This is a genomic window from Bradyrhizobium sp. USDA 372 (assembly GCF_053629095.1).
The window spans coordinates 95,113-113,878 of the sequence record NZ_JBRJHR010000001.1; the positions used below are offsets into that span (position 1 = coordinate 95,113).

General features: G+C 63.6%; 14 protein-coding genes and 1 pseudogene. 8 read left to right on the top strand and 7 right to left on the bottom strand.

Features of this window, described 5'->3' with window-relative positions; translation table 11 throughout:
* Positions 1 to 96: 96 nt before the first annotated feature.
* The 5 genes and pseudogenes from AB7M16_RS00490 to AB7M16_RS00510 all read left to right on the top strand — a co-directional run bounded on the left by AB7M16_RS00490 (position 97) and on the right by AB7M16_RS00510 (position 7,934).
* Positions 97 to 1,392, top strand: a complete 1,296-nt coding sequence (locus AB7M16_RS00490) for an N-acetylmuramoyl-L-alanine amidase (protein ID WP_453942832.1) — start codon at positions 97 to 99, stop codon at positions 1,390 to 1,392.
* A gap of 268 nt (positions 1,393 to 1,660) precedes the next feature.
* Positions 1,661 to 4,168 (top strand): penicillin-binding protein 1A, encoded by a 2,508-nt coding sequence (locus AB7M16_RS00495; RefSeq protein ID WP_172788668.1) that lies wholly within the window; start codon positions 1,661 to 1,663, stop codon positions 4,166 to 4,168.
* 170 nt (positions 4,169 to 4,338) lie between these two features.
* Positions 4,339 to 5,470 (top strand): peptide chain release factor 2 gene (gene prfB / locus AB7M16_RS00500; RefSeq protein WP_260383522.1). Its coding sequence is split into 2 segments (ribosomal slippage): positions 4,339 to 4,407 and positions 4,409 to 5,470, totalling 1,131 coding nucleotides; the frame shifts between segments, so codons are not numbered across the junction.
* Positions 5,461 to 6,351 (top strand): annotated as a pseudogene (locus AB7M16_RS00505) (NAD(P)-dependent oxidoreductase); the annotation flags it as partial. The gene prfB and the pseudogene AB7M16_RS00505, both read left to right, overlap by 10 nt.
* A 137-nt stretch (positions 6,352 to 6,488) precedes the next feature.
* Positions 6,489 to 7,934, top strand: coding sequence for an IS1182 family transposase (locus AB7M16_RS00510; RefSeq protein ID WP_453942833.1), 1,446 nt, complete (start codon positions 6,489 to 6,491; stop codon positions 7,932 to 7,934).
* A gap of 183 nt (positions 7,935 to 8,117) precedes the next feature.
* Here AB7M16_RS00510 and AB7M16_RS00515 read toward each other — a convergent pair whose 3' ends face one another.
* The 3 genes from AB7M16_RS00515 to AB7M16_RS00525 form a co-directional block, all read right to left on the bottom strand.
* Positions 8,118 to 9,125, bottom strand: a complete 1,008-nt coding sequence (locus AB7M16_RS00515; protein WP_453942834.1) for an ABC transporter substrate-binding protein — start codon at positions 9,123 to 9,125, stop codon at positions 8,118 to 8,120.
* A 235-nt stretch (positions 9,126 to 9,360) separates the two neighbouring features.
* Positions 9,361 to 10,020: an SOS response-associated peptidase gene (locus tag AB7M16_RS00520; RefSeq protein WP_453942835.1), complete on the bottom strand. Its 660-nt coding sequence runs from the start codon at positions 10,018 to 10,020 to the stop codon at positions 9,361 to 9,363.
* Between the two features lie 15 nt (positions 10,021 to 10,035).
* Positions 10,036 to 10,449, bottom strand: coding sequence for a hypothetical protein (locus tag AB7M16_RS00525; RefSeq protein WP_453942836.1), 414 nt, complete (start codon positions 10,447 to 10,449; stop codon positions 10,036 to 10,038).
* Between the two features lie 360 nt (positions 10,450 to 10,809).
* On the opposite strand from AB7M16_RS00525, the gene AB7M16_RS00530 reads away from it, so the two are divergent.
* Positions 10,810 to 11,250 (top strand): hypothetical protein, encoded by a 441-nt coding sequence (locus AB7M16_RS00530; RefSeq protein ID WP_175421760.1) that lies wholly within the window; start codon positions 10,810 to 10,812, stop codon positions 11,248 to 11,250.
* The gene (locus AB7M16_RS00535; RefSeq protein ID WP_453942837.1) at positions 11,247 to 11,447 is read left to right on the top strand and encodes a hypothetical protein; all 201 of its coding nucleotides are present in this window, start codon (positions 11,247 to 11,249) and stop codon (positions 11,445 to 11,447) included. Before AB7M16_RS00530 ends, AB7M16_RS00535 begins: the two co-directional genes overlap by 4 nt.
* 117 nt (positions 11,448 to 11,564) lie before the next feature.
* On the opposite strand, the gene AB7M16_RS00540 is transcribed toward AB7M16_RS00535, so the two are convergent.
* The 4 genes from AB7M16_RS00540 to AB7M16_RS00555 all read right to left on the bottom strand — a co-directional run bounded on the left by AB7M16_RS00540 (position 11,565) and on the right by AB7M16_RS00555 (position 14,608).
* Positions 11,565 to 11,882 carry a DUF6678 family protein gene (locus AB7M16_RS00540; RefSeq protein WP_453942838.1) on the bottom strand — a complete coding sequence of 106 codons (318 nt, stop codon included), beginning with the start codon at positions 11,880 to 11,882 and terminating at the stop codon, positions 11,565 to 11,567.
* Positions 11,883 to 11,952: 70 nt separating this feature from the next.
* A complete protein-coding gene (locus tag AB7M16_RS00545) occupies positions 11,953 to 12,249 on the bottom strand; it encodes a DUF7660 family protein (RefSeq protein ID WP_453942839.1) in 297 nt (98 codons plus the stop codon).
* A 178-nt stretch (positions 12,250 to 12,427) separates the two neighbouring features.
* Entirely contained in the window at positions 12,428 to 13,783 is a 1,356-nt protein-coding gene (locus tag AB7M16_RS00550; protein ID WP_453942840.1) for a peptidoglycan DD-metalloendopeptidase family protein, read from the bottom strand.
* Positions 13,784 to 13,894: 111 nt separating this feature from the next.
* Complete coding sequence (locus AB7M16_RS00555) at positions 13,895 to 14,608, bottom strand: peroxiredoxin (RefSeq protein WP_453947107.1); 714 nt, start codon at positions 14,606 to 14,608, stop codon at positions 13,895 to 13,897.
* Between the two features lie 195 nt (positions 14,609 to 14,803).
* On the opposite strand from AB7M16_RS00555, the gene AB7M16_RS00560 reads away from it, so the two are divergent.
* On the top strand, positions 14,804 to 18,610 hold the full coding sequence (locus tag AB7M16_RS00560) for a YhdP family protein (RefSeq protein WP_453942841.1): 3,807 nt from the start codon (positions 14,804 to 14,806) through the stop codon (positions 18,608 to 18,610).
* Positions 18,611 to 18,766: the final 156 nt, after the last annotated feature.

Genomic DNA, 18,766 nt, shown 5'->3' on the forward strand with positions numbered 1-18,766 from the left:
CGGTCACAGTCGGAGAGTTTCGCGTTTCCGTCATTAAGGATCGATTAACCCTGTGGTTTTATTGCGTTAAGAGAGCTGCTCGGAGGCACGGAATTGGTGGCGAGCCGCACAAATCGACGGATTCTGCTGGGGGGCGTGTTGCTGTGCATCGCGGCATTGCCGTGTGCCGATTCCTCGCGCCTGATCGCCGCCGAAAGCCGGCCGCAACCCGCTGCCGTCGCAGCGAATTTTCCGGTCGCCTCGGCCGCCCGGCTGGCCGGCGACGGCAAGCAGACCCGCTTCATCCTCGACCTCGACCAGACCGTCACCTTCCGCGCCGTCACGCTGGCCGACCCCTATCGCGTGGTGGTGGACGTGCCGCAGATGAATTTTCAGCTGCCCGCCGGGATCGGAAGCGGGGGGCGGGGGCTGGTGAAGGCCTTCCGCTACGGGCTCGTCATGCCCGGCGGCTCGCGAATCGTATTCGACCTGACCGGGCCGGCGAAGATCGCCAATTCCTACGTGCTGGAGGCGGCCAACGGCCAACCGGCTCGGCTCGTGCTCGAGCTGGAGGAGGTCGACCGCACCGCCTTCGTGTCGTCGCTGCCGGTCGAAAACCGTCCCGAGTTGCGGCCCGCGATCGCCGAAGCGCCGCCTGTGACGGTTCCGAGCGCGCCGGCCCCGGATGGCACGCAGCAGAAGCCCGACGGTCGCCCGGTGGTGGTGATCGATCCCGGCCATGGCGGCATCGACAACGGGACGCAATCGAGCGGCGAGAGCGAAAAGAACCTCGTGCTGGCGTTCGGCCTAGCGCTCCGCGACAAGCTGGAGAAGGCCGGCAAGTACCGCGTGGTGATGACGCGGGACGACGACACCTTCATTCCGCTCAGTGACCGCACCAAGATCGCCCGCAATCTCAAGGCGGCCTTGTTCGTTTCGATCCACGCCGATGCGCTGCCGAGGGCCGAGGGCGATGCGCAGGGCGCGACCATCTATACGCTCTCCGACAAGGCGTCCGATGCCGAGGCCCAACGGCTGGCCGATGCGGAGAACCGCGCCGATGCGATCGCCGGCTTCAACCTCGCGGAGGAGCCGACCGATGTCGCCGACATCCTGATCGACCTCACGCAGCGCGAAACCCGCACCTTTTCAAACCGTTTTGCCCGCCTTTTGATGAGCGAAATGAAGCAGACGGTGCGGATGCACAAGCATCCCCTGAAGTCTGCCGGCTTCCGGGTCCTGAAGGCGCCCGACGTGCCCTCGGTGCTGGTCGAGATCGGCTACGTCTCCAACAAGGCGGATCTCGGGCACCTTGTCTCCGAGGGCTGGCGGTCTCGTGCCGTGGGCTCGATGGCCCAGGCGATCGACGGATTTTTGACCAAGCGGATGGCCACGGCCGGATCGTCAAATTGACGACCGGGGGGACGTCGAACTGAGCCGGCTTGTTCCTCCTGAGCCAAAGGCCCTAGTTTGGCCACAGCGGACGCTTTATAGAAAACCCGTAGAGGGTTCCGGAATCGGCGAGAATCCTGTTCGGCAAGCGTCTTAAGTCCGGCCTTGATGTGATTGCGTAAGCCGGTGAATTCGCGATGTGAGGTTGGCGCCAGTTTTGGGGTGCCAGTTTTTAGGTCCCATGGGCTGAATACTGGGCTGATCCAGAGTTTGAACGGATAAACAGATAATGCGCTTGCTGGTGCGGTTCATGGGCTTCCTGTTCGCCGCGGGAACAGTGGTGTTCCTTGTCGGTGTCGGGGCCGTGGCAGGCCTGATCTGGCATTTCTCCAAGGACTTGCCGGACTACTCTCAGCTTCAGGATTACGAGCCGCCGGTGATGACGCGCGTGCACGCGGTCGACGGTTCGCTGGTCGGCGAATACGCCAAGGAGCGACGGCTGTATCTACCGATCCAGGCAGTGCCAAAGCTCGTCATCAACGCGTTCCTCGCGGCCGAGGACAAGAATTTCTACGAGCATGGCGGCATCGACTACACCGGCATGGCGCGCGCAGGCCTGCTCTATCTCCAGAATTACGGCTCCAACCGGCGTCCGCAGGGTGCGTCCACGATCACCCAGCAGGTCGCCAAGAACTTCCTGCTCACCAACGAGGTCTCCTTCGCCCGCAAGATCAAGGAAGCCTTGCTGGCGATGCGCATCGAGAAGACCTATTCGAAGGACAAGATCCTCGAATTGTATCTCAACGAGATTTATCTCGGCCTCGGCGCCTACGGCATCGCGGCGGCCTCGCTGGTCTATTTCGACAAGTCGGTGAACGAGCTGACGGTGGCGGAAGCGTCTTATCTGGCGGCGCTGCCGAAGATGCCGGCGACGCTGCATCCGGTCCGCAACCGCGACCGCGCCATCGAGCGCCGAAATTACGTGATCGACCGTCTGGTGGAGAACGGCTGGATCAAGCAGGCCGACGCCGACAAGGCGCGCAAGGAGCCGCTCGCCGTCACCAGCCGCTCCAACGGCGCCCACACCTTCGCCGGCGAATATTTCGCCGAGGAAGTCCGCCGCGACATTTTCGAGCGCTACGGCGAGAAGAAGCTCTACGAGGGCGGCCTGTCGGTTCGCACCACGCTCAATCCGAAGATCCAGGTCATGGCGCGCAAGGCCATGGTCACCGGTCTCGTCAACTATGACGAGCAGCAGGGCTATCGCGGCGCCATCAGCAAGCTCGATATTTCGGGCGACTGGGGCGTGAAGCTCGCCGAGATCAAGTCGCTGTCCGACATCTCACCGTGGCGCATGGCGGTGGTGCTGGAGACCAGCGACCAGTCGGCGCGCATCGGCTTCCAGCCGAGCCGGGAGCTTGGCGGCGCCGTCAGCAAGCAGCGCGAGACCGGCATCGTCACGCTCGACGGCGTGCGTTGGGCGAGGGCCGCGCAAGGCAACGCCAAGGGCAAGACGCCGACCTCGGTGGCCCAGGTGCTCGCGCCCGGCGACGTGATCTATGCCGATCCGCTCTATTCCAAGGAGGGGCAGCCGGTCGAGGGCCAGTACCGTCTTCGCCAGATCCCGGAAGTCTCGGGCGCGATGGTGGTGATGGATCCCTGGACCGGCCGCGTGCTCGCGATGGTCGGCGGTTTCTCGTTCGACCAGAGCCAGTTCAATCGCGCCACGCAGGCCTATCGGCAGCCGGGTTCGTCGTTCAAGCCGATCGTCTATTCGGCCGCGCTCGACAACGGCTATACGCCCTCGACCGTCGTGCTCGACGCGCCCATCGAAATCGACCAGGGCCAGGGTGCCGGCGTGTGGCGGCCTGAAAACTTCTCCTCCGGCAAATTCCAGGGACCGGTGACGCTGCGCAATGCGCTGCGGCAGTCGCTCAACACGGTGACGGTGCGCCTCGCGCAGGACATCGGCATGCCGCTGATCGGCGAATATGCCCGCCGCTTCGGCGTCTATGACGAGTTGCCGAACTATCTCTCCTACGCGCTCGGCGCCGGCGAGACGACGGCGATGCGCATGGTCACGGCGTACTCGATGCTCGCCAATGGCGGCCGTCGCGTGAAGCCGACGCTGATCGACCGTATCCAGGACCGCTACGGCCGCACCATCTTCAAGCACGACCAGCGCGAATGCCGCGGCTGCGACGCGCCCGGCGGCTGGAAGAACCAGTCCGAGCCGCAGCTGATCGACCGCCGCGAGCAGGTGCTGGATTCCATGACCGCCTATCAGATCACCGAGCTGATGGAAGGCGTGGTCCAGGCCGGCACCGCGACCGTGATCAAGGAAGTCGGCAAGCCGGTCGCCGGCAAGACCGGTACCACCAACGAGGCCAAGGACGCCTGGTTCGTCGGGTTCTCGCCCGACGTCGCGGTCGCCATCTACATGGGCTACGACAAGCCGCGTCCGCTCGGCAAAGGCAACGCCGCAACCGGTGGCCATCTGGCCGCTCCGATCGCGCGCGATTTCCTCAAGCTCGCGCTCGCCGACAAGCCCGCCGTTCCGTTCAAGGTGCCGGCCGGCATCAAGCTCGTCCGCGTCGTCGCCAAGACCGGCATGCGTGCCGGCCCCGGCGAGACCGGCGGAATCATTCTCGAAGCCTTCAAGCCGGGCACGGCGCCGCCGGATAATTACTCCGTCATCGGCGTTGCCGATGCCGACGGGCGCGGCGGCATGCCGGCCTCGCAACAGCAGCCGGATTCCGGTTTCCTCATGCGGCCGGGCACCGGCGGGCTGTGGTAGCGGATAACGTCTGATACGGACGAGGGGGGCGGTTGCGCTTTCGCGCCGCCGCCGTTACATCCCCAGCGCGGTGAGATGAACTGCATCGCGTCAGATTTTTTGTTTGCGCATGATGCTTTCGGGAAAGCGCTGCACACTTTCCCGGATCATGCGCTAGACCAGAGAACAACATGCGCGCCGAAATCGAACGGTTGGTAGAAGAGATCAAGCAGTCAGTCGGGCTGCTGAGGAGGCATCTTTGACGTCGAGAAATCGACGGCGCGCCTCGCCGAGCTGAACAAGCTCGCAGAAGATCCCAATCTCTGGAACGACCCGCAGAAAGCCCAGAAGCTGATGCAGGAGCGCACCTCGCTGGAGGATGCTCTGTCGGGCATCGGCAAGGTCGAGCAGGAGCTCGAAGACGACATCGGCATGATCGAGCTCGGCGAGGCCGAGGGCGATGACGGTGTCGTTGCCGAAGCTGAAGCTGCGCTGAAGAACCTCAAGAAGGAAGTGGCGCGGCGCGAGCTCGAGGCGCTGCTGTCGGGCGAAGCCGACCGCTTCGATTCCTATCTCGAAGTCCATGCCGGCGCCGGCGGCACCGAGAGCCAGGACTGGGCGCAGATGCTCCTGCGCATGTACACGCGCTGGGCCGAAACGCATGGCTTCAAGGTCGAGTACCTCGAAGAGTCCGAGGGCGAAGAGGCCGGCATCAAGTCGGCGACCATCCAGGTTTCCGGACACAACGCCTATGGCTGGCTGAAGACCGAAGCCGGCGTGCATCGCCTCGTGCGCATCTCGCCGTTCGATTCCAACGCACGGCGGCACACCTCGTTCTCGAGTGTGCAGGTGTTCCCCGTCATCGACGACAGCATCAAGATCGACATCAAGGAATCCGACGTCCGCGTCGACACCATGCGCTCGGGCGGTGCCGGCGGCCAGCACGTCAACAAGACCGAATCCGCGGTGCGCCTGACGCATATCCCGACCGGCGTCGCCGTGGTCTGCCAGGCCGGCCGCTCCCAGCACAAGAACCGGGCGCAGGCCTGGGACATGCTGCGCGCGCGTCTCTACGAGATCGAGCTGAAGAAGCGCGAGGAGAAGGCTGCCGCCGACCAGGCCGCCAAGACCGATATCGGCTGGGGCCACCAGATCCGCTCCTACGTGCTGCAGCCCTATCAGATGGTGAAGGATTTGCGCACGGGTGTGCAGACCTCCGACACTTCGGGCGTGCTCAACGGCGAGCTCGACGAGTTCATGGCCGCGACGCTGGCGCAGCGCGCCTTCGGCACCACGAGCGGCGACATCGAGGACGTGGACTAGCCATGCCCCGCGTCGCCTTCATCGGGCTTGGGCGGATGGGCCACGGCATGGCCGGCCGCTATCTCGATGCCGGCTTCACGGTGACGGTCTGGAATCGCAGCAAGGCAAAGGCCGAGGACCTGATCGCGCGCGGCGCGACTTGGGCGACCTCGCCGGAAGATGCCGCGATCGATACCGACGCGGTCGTGACCATGGTCGCCGACGACGAGGCTTCGCGCGCGGTCTGGCTCGGGCCGCAAGGAGCGGCCAAGACGGCCAAGGCCGGCACCATCGCGATCGAATGCTCCACCGTCTCCTATGACCATTCCCGTGAGATGGGCCGCGAGCTCAACGCGCGCGGGCTGATTTACATCGATTGCCCCGTGACCGGATTGCCGGACGCGGCGGCGGCCGGGAAGCTGACGCTTCTGGTCGGCGCAGATAGCGCCGATCTCGAGCGCGCGCGGCCCTATCTCGAACCGATCGGCTCGACCATCCGCCATTTCGGCGCGGTCGGCTCCGGCACGGTCTACAAGCTCATCAACAATCTCATGGGCGCGATCCAGATCGCCGGCCTCGCCGAGGGCCTTGCCATCGCCGAGCAGGCCGGGCTCGACATGAACCTGGTGCTGGAATCGATCCAGGCAGGCGTCGCCGCAAGCCCGCAGGTACAGCGTCACTCCAAGCGCATGGTCGCCCGCGATTTCAGCGGCGCGACCTTCACCGCAGCGCTGCGGCACAAGGACGCCGCCTACGCCGTGAAGCTCGCCGAAAGCCTGCTCGCGGCCAAGCCGCTGGTCGCGCGCGCGGCGGTCGAGGCCTACGCGCAGGCGAAGGCGGTGATGCCTGATGACGACGAAGGCAGGATGATCGAGCTGGTGTCGCGGCCGAAGCAGCGGTAGGACGTGTACTCACAAACTTCTGCTTAGCGATGCAAAGCGGAAGTCTCCGACCATGAAAGCTGTTTGGCTTCTGACCCTGGCTGTGTGAAAAGCCACGAGTCGGTTACGATTCCTCCGTTTTCTGATGGAGGATACGGATGGGACGCTTCGTTGAAGGCGCGGACAGATCCCAGCTGACGCTCTTGCCGGAATGCCTGGAGGATTGGGTAAGTGAGGACAACACGGTCCATGTGATCGATGCGTTCGTCGAAGCGCTCGACCTGCATGGACTGGGGTTTGAGCGTGTGATCGCCAAGGAGACGGGCCGGCCTTCCTATCATCCGGCAGTGCTTCTGAAGCTTTACATCTACGGTTATCTCAATCGGGTGCAATCCAGTCGCCGCCTGGAACGTGAGGCGTGCCGCAATATCGAGGTGATGTGGCTGATCGGCCGCCTGGCTCCCGATCACAAGACGATCGCCGATTTCCGGAAGGACAATGGTGCGGCGCTTCGGAAGGTTTGTGCGAAGTTCATTGCACTATGCCGGCAAATGGGCCTGTTGCAGACCTCAAGCGTCGCAATCGACGGCAGCAAGTTCAAGGCGGTGAACAACCGCGACCGCAACTTCACGCATGCCAAGATGGCGAGGCGGATGGCGCAGATCGAGGAAAGCGTCGGTCGATATCTGCGTCAACTCGATAGCGCCGATCGGCAGGAGCCATCGGAAGCGATCAGCATCAAGACGACGAGGATTAAGGAAAAGATCGCTCGGCTGAAGCAGGAGATGGGCCGCCTGGAAGTGCTCGATGCGCAGATGCGCAACACGCCGGATCAACAGATATCGCTCACCGATCCGGATGCCCGTTCGATGGCCACCAGTGGACGCGGATCAGGTGTCGTCGGCTACAATGTCCAGGTCGCGGTGGACACCGAACACCACCTGATTGTTACGCATGAGGTCATCAACGTCGGCAACGACCGTGGGCAGCTTGCTCGGATGTCGAAGCAAGCCAAAGAAGTGCTCGAAGTGGACAAACTGGAGGCGGTCGCCGACCGTGGCTACTTCGACGGAGAGGAGATATTGGCCTGCAAAGAGGCTGGCGTTGCAGTCACGCTGCCCAAGCCCATGACGTCGAACGCCAAGGCGGAGGGTCGGTTCGGCAAACAGGACTTCGCCTATCTACCTGACGAGGACGTCTACCGTTGCCCGTCCGGCCAGGTGCTGCCCTATCGCTATACCAACATCGAGCATGGAATGACGCTGCGCCGTTACTGGTCGACAGCAGCGTGCCAAGGCTGCGCAATCAAGAGCCAATGTACGCCGTCCAAGGAGCGCCGCATCACACGCTGGGAGCATGAGCATGTGGTCGAGGAGGTCCAGAGACGGCTCGATTCCGACCCCGACGCCATGCGGAGGCGGCGCGAGACGGTCGAGCATCCCTTCGGCACGATCAAGGCCCGTATGGGGGCGACCCACTTCCTGATGAAGCGCCTACGGAACGTCGCCGCCGAAATGGCGCTGCACGTTCTCGCCTATAACCTCACACGGGTGATGAACATCGTCGGCAAACCGCGCCTGATTGCAGCCATCCGCGCCGCCTGAAGCCCGGAAAGTACGTCCAAAAGCGCAATACCGCCTCGCGATACCCGCTTTGGCCGTCATTGGGCGATCCGACGCGAGAACCTCAGCCGCCTGCAGTGATTGGCGACCCACGGCCGCGTGCCGACCATCCGTTTGCACACAGCCAAGACCCAAAGCCGAAGTCGGATCACCGACAGCTTTCGCTCAGTCGATCACCTCGTCGGCCAGTGCGAGCAATGCAGCCGGAATGTTCAGACCCAGCTCGCCTGCTGTCCTGGAATTGATTACCAATTCGAACTTGGTAGGCTGTTCGACCGGCAGCTCTGCGGGTTTGGCGCCTTTCAATATCCTGTCAACGTGGCTTGCGGCGCGTCGGTAAAGGTCGGAGAGGCTCGGCCCGTAGCAGATCAAACCGGCGACCTCGGCAAACTCCCGCGTTGGGTACACCGCCGGCATTCGTCGATCCCTTGCAAATCCTGTGATGCCGCGCCGGTTGGAGAAATTCCAGGGATTGCGCGCCACGAACATTCCCTGCAACTGTTCGCGGGTTATCAGCCCGAATGCATCTTCGTAGTTCGACGGCGTATGCTCGGCATGAAGCAACGTGATACCGAGTCTCTCTGCTGCACCGCGCACGCCAATTGCGGCCGGACTTTCCCAATCGAGCTTCAGCCCCAGATAGGCCACGCGGATCGCATTTGGTGCGACCTCGCGCAGCAACTGCAATCTCTTTGCTTCAAACTCCGGTCCCGTGTTGCCTGAGAAGCCTGTGATGTTGGCGCCGGGATGAGCGAGACTGGCCACGAGCCCCTGCGCCGCCGGATCGGAGCTGTTGGCCATGACGATGGGCACAGTTCGCGTCAACCGCTGGAACGCGTGCGCGACCTCGTTGGCGCCGCCACCGCCAGCCAAGATAACGTCGGGCGACGTCTCGAGGACCCGGGCCGCGATTTCATCGATTTGTCCAAATTTCCCCTCGGCCGAGTAAAAGGCGAACGTCATGTTCTTGCCGTCCAGGTAGCCAAGCTCGCGCAGGCCTTGCAGAAAGGCAGTGACAAGACCTTTCCAGGCATCCCCCTCTTTAGCGTCGAGATATTGGCCGGTCGGAACGACGAAGACGATCCGATAGACCTTGCCGGCGGCTCTCGCCCGCGGCAGGCAGAGCGCAGACATAACTCCCCCGATCATGGCGATGACGACGCGGCGCTTCATGCGACATTCCGATCTCTCGAACAAATTCCGTCCCGTGCGGAATTTGCGAGCACGAAGCCTACTACGGTTTAGCGTCGCCATCCATGTCAGTTCATGGCCCTTCTCGGACCTCACGCATTGTCTGCTTTCGCGCCGCTATCGGGAGGTAAGCGGACGTAGCGGATCTTGTAAGTAGATTCGCTAACCCTCGTTTGACACGTCGGGCAAAACACCGGCAGAATGGTATCATCTGGCGCTAGGCGATCACGTCTTCCTTTTCAGCCCCTCGCGCCACGATTTTCAATATGTTGTCTCCAAGCGGCCGCTGCAACGCCTTGGCTTCATCCCAAGGGGCCCGCAGCCACACGTCCCATTCCTCCGCGCTCGTCAGGATCACGGGCATGGCCTTGGGATGGATCGGTTCAACGACCGCGTTCGGGCTCGTCGTGAGAAACCCATAGACCTGATGCGGCCCCGGAACGGGTTTGGACTTCGTGCCGCGGTCGCCGTTGAACGTGGTCCAGATGCCGGCGAATGCGTACAGCGGCCGCGCCTCCGCGAGCGCGAACCAAACAACATCCTTCTTTTTCGTCTCCGGGTTCGGCTCGGGCGCATACTCGGCAAAGCTATTGGCCGGTACGAGGCAGCGGTGCTCGGGCTTGAGCCAGGCGCGCCAATGCGGCGACGAGGTATTGCGGATGTTCGTGACCGGCGGCCCGCCCTTGCTGGGCGGCGGCGGCATGCCCCAGCGCATCATCACCAGCTCGCGCTCGCCGCCGGCATCGCGAATGACAGGGGCGGGGTAATCCGGAAAGACGCCGGGCATCGGCGGCAAGTTGCCTTCGTAGCGACGGACGATGCGGAAGAGGTCGGCGATGGCCGCCTGATTGGTGGTGATCGAATATAGATTGCACATGAGTGATTTTGTCTCTTATCGCTCGCCCGGCCACCAGGTCGTAGGCGGTTGGCTGGCTGAAATCTTTGTTGGCCGCAGTGCCACAAGCTCGCTGCGCTTGTAGGGACGGCCTCGCACCTGCGAACAATCCTTGCAGCGCATGTAGCGTTCGAGCTCGTGGATCGGAGTCGTTTTTGGCCGCCGAATAATCTCGAGCGCGATGGTCTGGTTGGTGTCGCAGCCATGACAGCGGACCTCGAGGTATGGATATCCTCCGTTGATCGCATCGCCGATGGTGGGCGAGGGCTGCGCGGGTCCCTTGTAACCGAGCATCCGGCTGTTCCACGCTACGCAGGCGAGCTTGTCAGCTTCCTTGCGCGCCTCCTTGGCGCGCTCGGCTGCCATCTTGATCTGAGTGCCGAAGAGATATTGGCGCGACTTCGTGGACATCCGGTCATCAAAGGCATGAGCCGACAAGGCTTGGCAAATTATCGATTCCTGGTAGGCGAGGGTGCCGGCGAGCTACTGCTTCTCGTGGCTGTGGACAACAAGGCTGTCAGATGCTCACCAACTGTCGGACGGTGCCTTTATGGACATTCGGTTGCCGGCTAGCCTAAGCCCGTCCAATCCACTCGATGGTAGAGCAAGAAGTCGCTTGCAGGAGCCGATTGGCATTGACCCGTCGGGCAAAACACTGGCAGAATAGCATCATCGAGACGAGTTTGTTTGCACCCGCGCCGGTTCTCCCGCCGCGGGTTTTTTGCGTCTCGATCCAAGATGATCGGAGTCAATTTCAGACGGATTTTCCAAATGACTGAAGTGGTGAACTACAACCTTCTTTCCCAGAATGCTCTCGCGAGGGCGGCGGCCCGCCGCGCTCTAAAGCAGCGCACGCTAACCGAGATCAAATCCCTGGCGCGAACTCACACGAATGTCGCCATCAAGACCCTCGTGCAGATCGTGCGCAACAAGGACGCTCCCGCCCATGCCCGTGTGATGGCCGCCAACGCCATTCTCGATCGGGGATGGGGCAAGCCGTTGCAGCCGATCGCGAGCGAAGACGAGAACCCCATCAGGTTCGTGCACCGCATTGAACGGGTGATCGTGCATCCCGGCGACGACGTGACGATGGAGGCACATATCGAGGAGAGCGTGCGAGCACCGATCAGTGTGCTTGGCAGCCTCGGCGGGGTGCGCGATGAGGATGCCGATTATGAAGAGCTTTGGCTGGAGTCGCAGGAGCAGGCATGAGCGATATACTTCAACAGTTGCTTCAAACGCGGGTTGAGCCAGGGCCGAAACCCGAATGGCCGCGATGGATCGCCGACGCACTTGCTTACAAGCCTGAGAGTGCGGCGCTGGTGGACGCCTCGCCAACCAAGCCGGTCTCACCGGAGGCCGAGGATCAGCGCAATATTCGGCGATTGACCCGCGTATCGAACTCTTGAAGCTCAAGCCCGCGGGATACCGCGGGCTTTAGACAGCCGATGTCGGCTGCTGGGGGCCGAGTGGACATGTTCTAAGGGCCAGAGCATTTCGGCTTCTGACCCGAGGCGGCCCTCAATCTAGATAATCGACGGCTTGTCCCGGCAAGACGTACCCGTACACGCGGAAGCCATCACCGGTTTCCACTGCGGGCAGATGGATCTTTTTGAGGGCGCTTCCAACCTGTTGGCGGTGAGGCTGGTCGGTTGCGAAAATATCGACATACCGAATGTCGTCGTATCCGCCTTCTTGGAAGTATAGAACCATTCGGCGTCCGGATTTGAGTAATATCCGTTGACCCTCATAATTCGATAGATTGTTGCCGATCCAATAGCGTACATGGCATCCCGCAATTCTCTCCACTTTGTATCGTTCATTACAGGATGAAGTTCAGCCACTCTTATCTCCGGTAGGTTCGCCTCGTCAGCAGCCTAACCTTCATATCAGGACATTGCGCTTTCGGTGAGATCATTCATAGAATGCTCCCGCGACAATGATCTTCGCTGCACGACGCCAGATATCAGGCGCCTTTGCCTCAAGACCGGACGTGTCCTGCGTCGCTTCGGCCCAGGCCGCCGCAGCTTCCAAAAAAGCTTCTATCGAACCATTTTCCCAGCCGTTAGCTCCGGGTCCGTATGGCGAGCTTGGGCCCGCCAATTCCTTCTGCTGCTCATCCCCCCGATCGAATGCCATTTTTCGCAGAAGTCGAATGAAACCCTGCTCGTCAGAAACGGCATCAGCTATCGACATCAAATCCTGAATCACTGGTCCTCCGAACTATCGAAATTTCGTCGAAGGTTATCACGACAGGCCGCAATGTCGCCTATTGGCCCATCGCTCCCACGTGCCGCAGCCGAGGATATGTCGGCTATCAGGGATCTCAAACGTCATCACCGGCGAGGTCGGCCACGAGCGCAGCCAGTAAATAACCGGCGGCGCCGGCCTAACCCGCGCTGAGCCGCACGCCGGCGCGCAAGAATTTCTGCGGATCCACCGCTTCACCTTCGATGCGGGTCTCGTAGTGCAGGTGCGGGCCGGTGGAGCGGCCGGTCGAGCCGACTAGGCCGATGACCTGGCCGATCTTCACGACCTCGCCGACCTTGACGTTGATCTCGGAGAGATGGCCGTAGCGGGTCGAAAGCCCGTTGCCGTGATCGACCTCCACCATGCGGCCATAGCCGCCGGACCAGCCGGCGGAAACCACCTTGCCGTAGGCGGTGACGCGGACGGGGTCGCCGCTGGCGGCGCGGAAATCGAGGCCGGTGTGCATCGCGGGCCGACCCAGGAAGGGATCGCTGCGCACGCCGAAGCCGGACGTGAACTCGACCTCGCCGATGACGGGCTTGCGGTAGGGCACCAGCGCCAGCGTGCGGTTGAGACGGTCCATCTCGGCGCGCGTGGTGTGGATGCGATAGAGCTGCTTCTCGAACGGTCCGGCATTCGCCGTCAATTTGACGGGGACGAACGGCCCGCCCATCGCACTGCGCGGCACGGCGGCTTCGAGATGGGAAAGGTTCAGGCCGAGATCGCTGACCACGCTGCGCATCCGGCGCATGCGCGAATCCATGCTTTCCTCGACGGCACTGAGCGCCGCCATCTGGCGACGCTCGACCTGATCAAGCGAGGTCGTGAGCCGGACCAGCACGTTGTCGAAACCCTGGTTCTTGGCGAATTGGCTGGTTGGCGCTGCCACGACGCTCGGCGCGCGCGATTCGAGGCGGGCTTCGCGATCCGGCGGCGCCACGAAGATGACGGTGTCGCTGATCGGCGACGGTTTTGGCGTGGTCGGGCTTGCATCGCTCCGCTGCGGGGCGGCGCGGGGTATAGAGCCGGTCACGTCGGGCATGGCGCCGAGCGCCGTGGCCCGGGACTCCAGCGCCGTCTGGCGCTTCATGATCTGGTCGAGCTTCTGGTCGAACTGTTCCTGGTCGAGCAACTGGCGGCTGGTGGTGCGGTCGACCTTGGCGCGCAGCTCGGCGATGCGGTCCTCATAGGCGTATTGCATCTCGGCCTGGCGGGCGATCAGCCGGGTCAGGACGTCGTCACGGAACGCGAAATAGGTGGCGGTGGCAGCCGACCACAGCCCGAGCAGCACCACGGTGCCGACCACGATCCAGAACACCACAGGCCCGAAGCGGACCTGCTTGCCGGCATGAACGATGGTGTAGGCATCGTCGGGAGCGGGCAGGGGAATCGCGGTTGCCGGCGCCGGGACACCCAGGCGACGCTGGAAGGCCCGTCCGTGGTCGTGGGGATGATGTTGGGGGTACTGCGAGTATTGGGCAGAACTTTTCGACATCGGCACTCCCGCGCCGGTCGGATGGGTTCCTTGCGGCTCAATTGCCGCAGCAATCTGGGCCGGTCATGGTTAATTTTCCGCAAATGGGAACGCGCGAATTTAAAGGATTGGTTAAAGGCTCCTTGCCGCCTCCAGCACCTGGTCGGCATGGCCGTCGACCCGGACGTTGCGCCAGATCCGCGCGACCTTGCCGTCGGTCCCGAGCAGGATCGTGGTGCGAAGAATCCCAAGGAAGCTCTTGCCATACATGGACTTTTCGCCCCAGGCGCCATAGGCCTCCAGCATCTCGTGCGTCTCGTCCGAGATGAGGGGCACGCCGAGCTTGTGCTTGTCGCGGAACTTCTCCTGGGCCTTTAACGGATCGGCGGAGATGCCGAGCACCGCGGTGCCGGCGGCGGCGAAGGCGTCGGCCAGGCGGGTGAAGTCGATCGCCTCTCTGGTGCAGCCGGGCGTGTCGGCCCGCGGGTAGAAGAACAGGACCAGCTTCTGGCCGGCATAATCCGCCAGCGTGACCACGTCGCCGCCATCGCGCGGCAGGCGGAAGGCGGGGGCCTTTTGGCCCTCGGCCAAGCCGGACTTCAAGCCGGACTTCAAGCCAGACTTGGCCGCAGCCGGAGAGGAGGCCGATTTGGAGGATTTTAACTGTTTCGATGCGGCCTTATGTGATCCTGCTTTTGCTATGGTCGCGGCTGATTTGCGTGCCGGTGTCCGCTGCGTATTCGCGGACCTTGTTTGAAGAGATGCCCGCGTTTTTGCGGTCTTCTTTTTGGCGGTGGGACTGCCGGAGGGCGTTTTGGACGATTTCTTTCGGGATTTCTTGGACATACGCCTTCCTTTCGACGCTTTCGGCAGGTCAACCGAAGCGGTATTGCAGCTCTTGTCTGGCGAGCCGGAATCGCGCCCTTGGCTGGGCAAGTCTGACGACGCCGGAGTATGGTTACAAGGAATTCCACGCACCACCCCACTGCTCGTTGAACGCGCTCCCGGGGCGAAATGACGAACAGCAGGAATATTCGAGGTATGGCGGCAGTGCCGGCGCAGGGAGCGTCACTTCCCGCGAACGGCTGCGGTCCCGGCGGCGCTCAATCCTATGACGGGCGCCTGTATCGAGAAGCAATGGCAAGGAATACGTCGCCCCAGGACTACAACCGGGATCTTGATCGGCGCGGCGGCCAAGTTGAGCCGCAGGAATGGGACGACGCCGACTGGGATCCGGATCAGGAAGCGGCGGCGCGCCATCGCGCACGCCGGCTGCTGGCGCGTTCCGGTTCGAGCTTCCTCCGCATCGGTGACGGATTTGGCGCGTTGCGCCGCCGGGCGGGTGGGGGGCGCTGGCTGAAGCGCACGGCCGTGGTCATCGCCACCATCATCGTCATTTTCGTCGGCTGTTTCGGTGCGCTGTGGTGGCGGCTCGGCGCCGGTCCCATCAACCTGGACATCGCAACGCCCTGGCTCGCAGCCGCGATCGAGGACAATATCGGCCACGGCAACACGGTCGAGGTCGGCGGCACGCAGATCGAGCGTGCCGGGCGGGTCCGCATCGCCGTGCGCATCCGAGACATCATCGTTCGCGACCGCGATCATGCCGTCGTCGCCAGCGCGCCGAAGGCCGAGGTGAAGCTGTCGGGTGCGGCTCTCCTGATGGGGCACCTGCGGGCCGAGAGCCTCAACCTGGTCGATGCCGAGCTCGCCATCCGCATTGCGCCAGACGGCACCGTCACCGTGTCCGCCGGCGACACCGCAAAGCCGCTGGCGACCGGTGTCGCGTCCAAGAAGGACGCGGGCCTGCCGCCGACATTCCCGCGCAGCGGCGTCCCCCCGCCGCCATTCGCGACCGCGCCTGCGAACCCGGACGCCTCGCAGGCCGCACCGCAGGCGACCGCGCAGAGCGGCATCCTTCAGGGCCTCGACTGGCTCGACAGCCTGAGCATGACGGGCCTCGACGGCCAGAACCTCAACGAGATCGGCCTGAAGAACGGCAATCTGATCGTCGACGATCAGCAGCGCGGCAGCAAATGGTCGTTCGAGAACATCACGCTCAGCCTGCGCCGGCCGAGCCGCGGCGGCGTCGCGCTCAGCCTCGGCGAGGAGGGCGCGCGCCCGTGGATGCTGCGCGCCACGATCGGCCCGGCCGAGAACGGCGTGCGCTCGGTCGACATCAAGGCCGACAAGGTCTCGACCTCCAACATCCTGCTGGCGCTGCGGGTGAAGGATCTCACCTATACCGCCGACCTGCCGCTGACGGGCGAGCTCAAGGGCGAGCTCGGCCGCGACGGCGTGCCGACCTTCTTCCGCGGCAAGATCGCGGTCGGCGCCGGCAACATCATCGACACCGACACGCCCGACTACCCGATGGCGATCGACTCGGCCGAGATCAATGTCGAGTGGGATGCGAACCGGCGGGTGCTGGTCGCGCCGTTCAAGATTCTCTCCGGCGCGAACCGCCTGACGCTGCTGGCGCACCTGGAGCCGCCCAACGGCACCACCAATGACTGGCAGCTCGGCTTCAGCGGCGGTTCGATCCTGCTCGGCGGCATCGACAACGAGCCGCCACTCGTCTTCAACCGCATTGCGATCGGCTTCCGCTTCGACACCGACCACAAGCGCATCCTGCTGACGCAGGCCGACGTCTCCAACGGCGAGATCGGCGTCGCCGGCACCGGCGCGCTCGATTATTCGGGCGAGCCGCGGCTGACCCTCGGTTTTGCGGGCACGCCGATGTCGGCCTCCGCCCTGAAGCGGATGTGGCCGACGCTGATCGTCCCCGAATTGCGTGAATGGGTGATCGAGAGGATCGAGCGCGGAACGCTTCAGCGCATCGAGATCGGCGTCAACTCGCCGACCAGGAACCTGCCGCGCAAGGGCCCACCCATTCCGGACGACGGCCTGTCGGTCAATATCGTGGCGAGCGGCGTTGCGGTCCGGCCCGTGGATGGCATGCCGGTGGTGCGCGATGCGGATCTGAAGGCGCGTGTGACCGGGCGCACCGCGACCGTCAACATCGGGCAGGGCATTGCCGATACGCCCGCGGGCCGCAAGGTCACCATCTCCGACTTCGTGTTCGAAGTGCCCGACATGGCGCCCAAGCCGTCGCCGTCGCGGAGCAGATTCCGTGTCGAGGGCCCGGTGCCTGCGGCCGCTGAAATGCTCGCCAATGATCGGCTGAGCGACCTGTCGGCGACCGTCGTCGATCCCAACACCAGCAAGGGAACATTCGCGGCGAACATCCAGCTCGGCATGCCGGTCAAGGGCGAATTGACCAAGGCCGACACCACCTATGCGGTCACCGCCGATCTCAACGGCTTTGCCGCCGACAAGCTGGTGATGAACCAGAAGCTGGAAGCCAACAACCTCAAGATATCGGCCAACAACCAGGGCTACCAGGTCAAGGGCGACGTCAAGATCAACGGTCAGGCGGCCTCGCTCGATTATCGCAAGCCGGCCGAGGGCGACGCGGACGTCAGGTTGCAGGCGACGCTGGACGATGCCAGCCGCTCGCGGCTCGGCTTCGATCTCAGCCCCGCCGTCAGCGGATCGTTGCCGATCAAGCTGTCGGGCAAGATCGCGAGCGGTGCGGATCAGACGACGAAGCTCGGCGTCGAGGCCGACCTGACCTCGGTCAGGCTCGACAACATCCTGCCCGGCTGGGTCAAGCTGCCGGGCAAGTCCGGCAAGGCCAGCTTCAAGGTGGTGCCGACGGCGCAATCGACGCGTTTCGAGGACATCGTCATCGACGGTGGCGGCGCTTCGATCAAGGGCTCGCTCGAGCTCGACGCGAACGGCGATCTCGTAAACGCGAACTTTCCGACCTACGCGCCGTCCGACGGCGACAAGGCCTCGCTCAGAGTGGAGCGCAGCCAGGACGGTGTGGTGCGCGGCACCATGCGCGGCGACGTGTTCGACGGCCGCGGCTTTTTGAAGTCGGCGATCTCGGGCAATTCCAAGGACGACAAGAACAAGTTGAAGAACCTCGATTTCGACATCGACGTGAAGCTCGGTGCCGTCGCGGGCTTCAACGGCGAGGCCATGCGCAGCGTCGACGCCAAGATGTCGAAGCGCAACGGGGCCATCAAGGCGCTCACGCTGAGCGGCAAGATCGGCCGTGACACGCCTGTCGCGGCAGATCTGCGCGGCGGCCGCGCCCAGGGCAACCGCGAGGTGATCTACCTGCAGACCAATGACGCGGGCGCGCTGCTGCGCTTCACCGACACCTACACCAAAGCGGTCGGCGGCCAGATGGTGGTGGCGATGGAGCCGCCGTCTTCCGAGCCGAACACGGCGCGCGAGGGACTCATCAACGTGCGCGACTTCACCGTGAAGGGCGAGGCGCAGCTCGAGCGCGTGGCCGCCGGCGCCCCCAACGGCACCGGGAATGGCGTCTCCTTCAGCGCGCTGCGCGCCGAGTTCACCCGGCAGAACGGCGCGCTCACGATCCGCGACGGTGTGGTCAAGGGGCCGATGATCGGCGCCACCATCGAGGGCTCGATCGACTATCCCGGCAACCAGGTGTGCATGAGCGGCACCTTCGTGCCGATGTATGGCGTCAACAACATCTTCGGCCAGATCCCGCTGTTCGGCATCTTTCTCGGCGGCGGCAACAATGAGGGGCTGATCGGCGTGACCTACGAGGTCGTCGGTACGCCGGCCGCGCCCGTGATGCGCGTCAATCCGATCTCGGCGATGGCGCCGGGCCTGTTCCGCAAGATCTTCGAGTTCAACACCGGCAAGCAGAACTCGCCGTTCGAGGAATTCCCGTCGCAGTCAAACGACGGCTCGACCGGATCGACGCGCCAGCTGTCGAGCGGGTGCACCGTCGCGCGGCGGTAGTAGCGAATATCAATCAGGCCGTCATGCCCGGGCTTGTCCAGGCTTGTCCCGGGCATCCACGTTCTTCGTGCCGCGTGGCCAACACGTGGATGGCCGGGACGAGCCCGGCCATGACGAATGTCGCGACGCTTTTGCGCCGAACGTCTCGACTCTCAA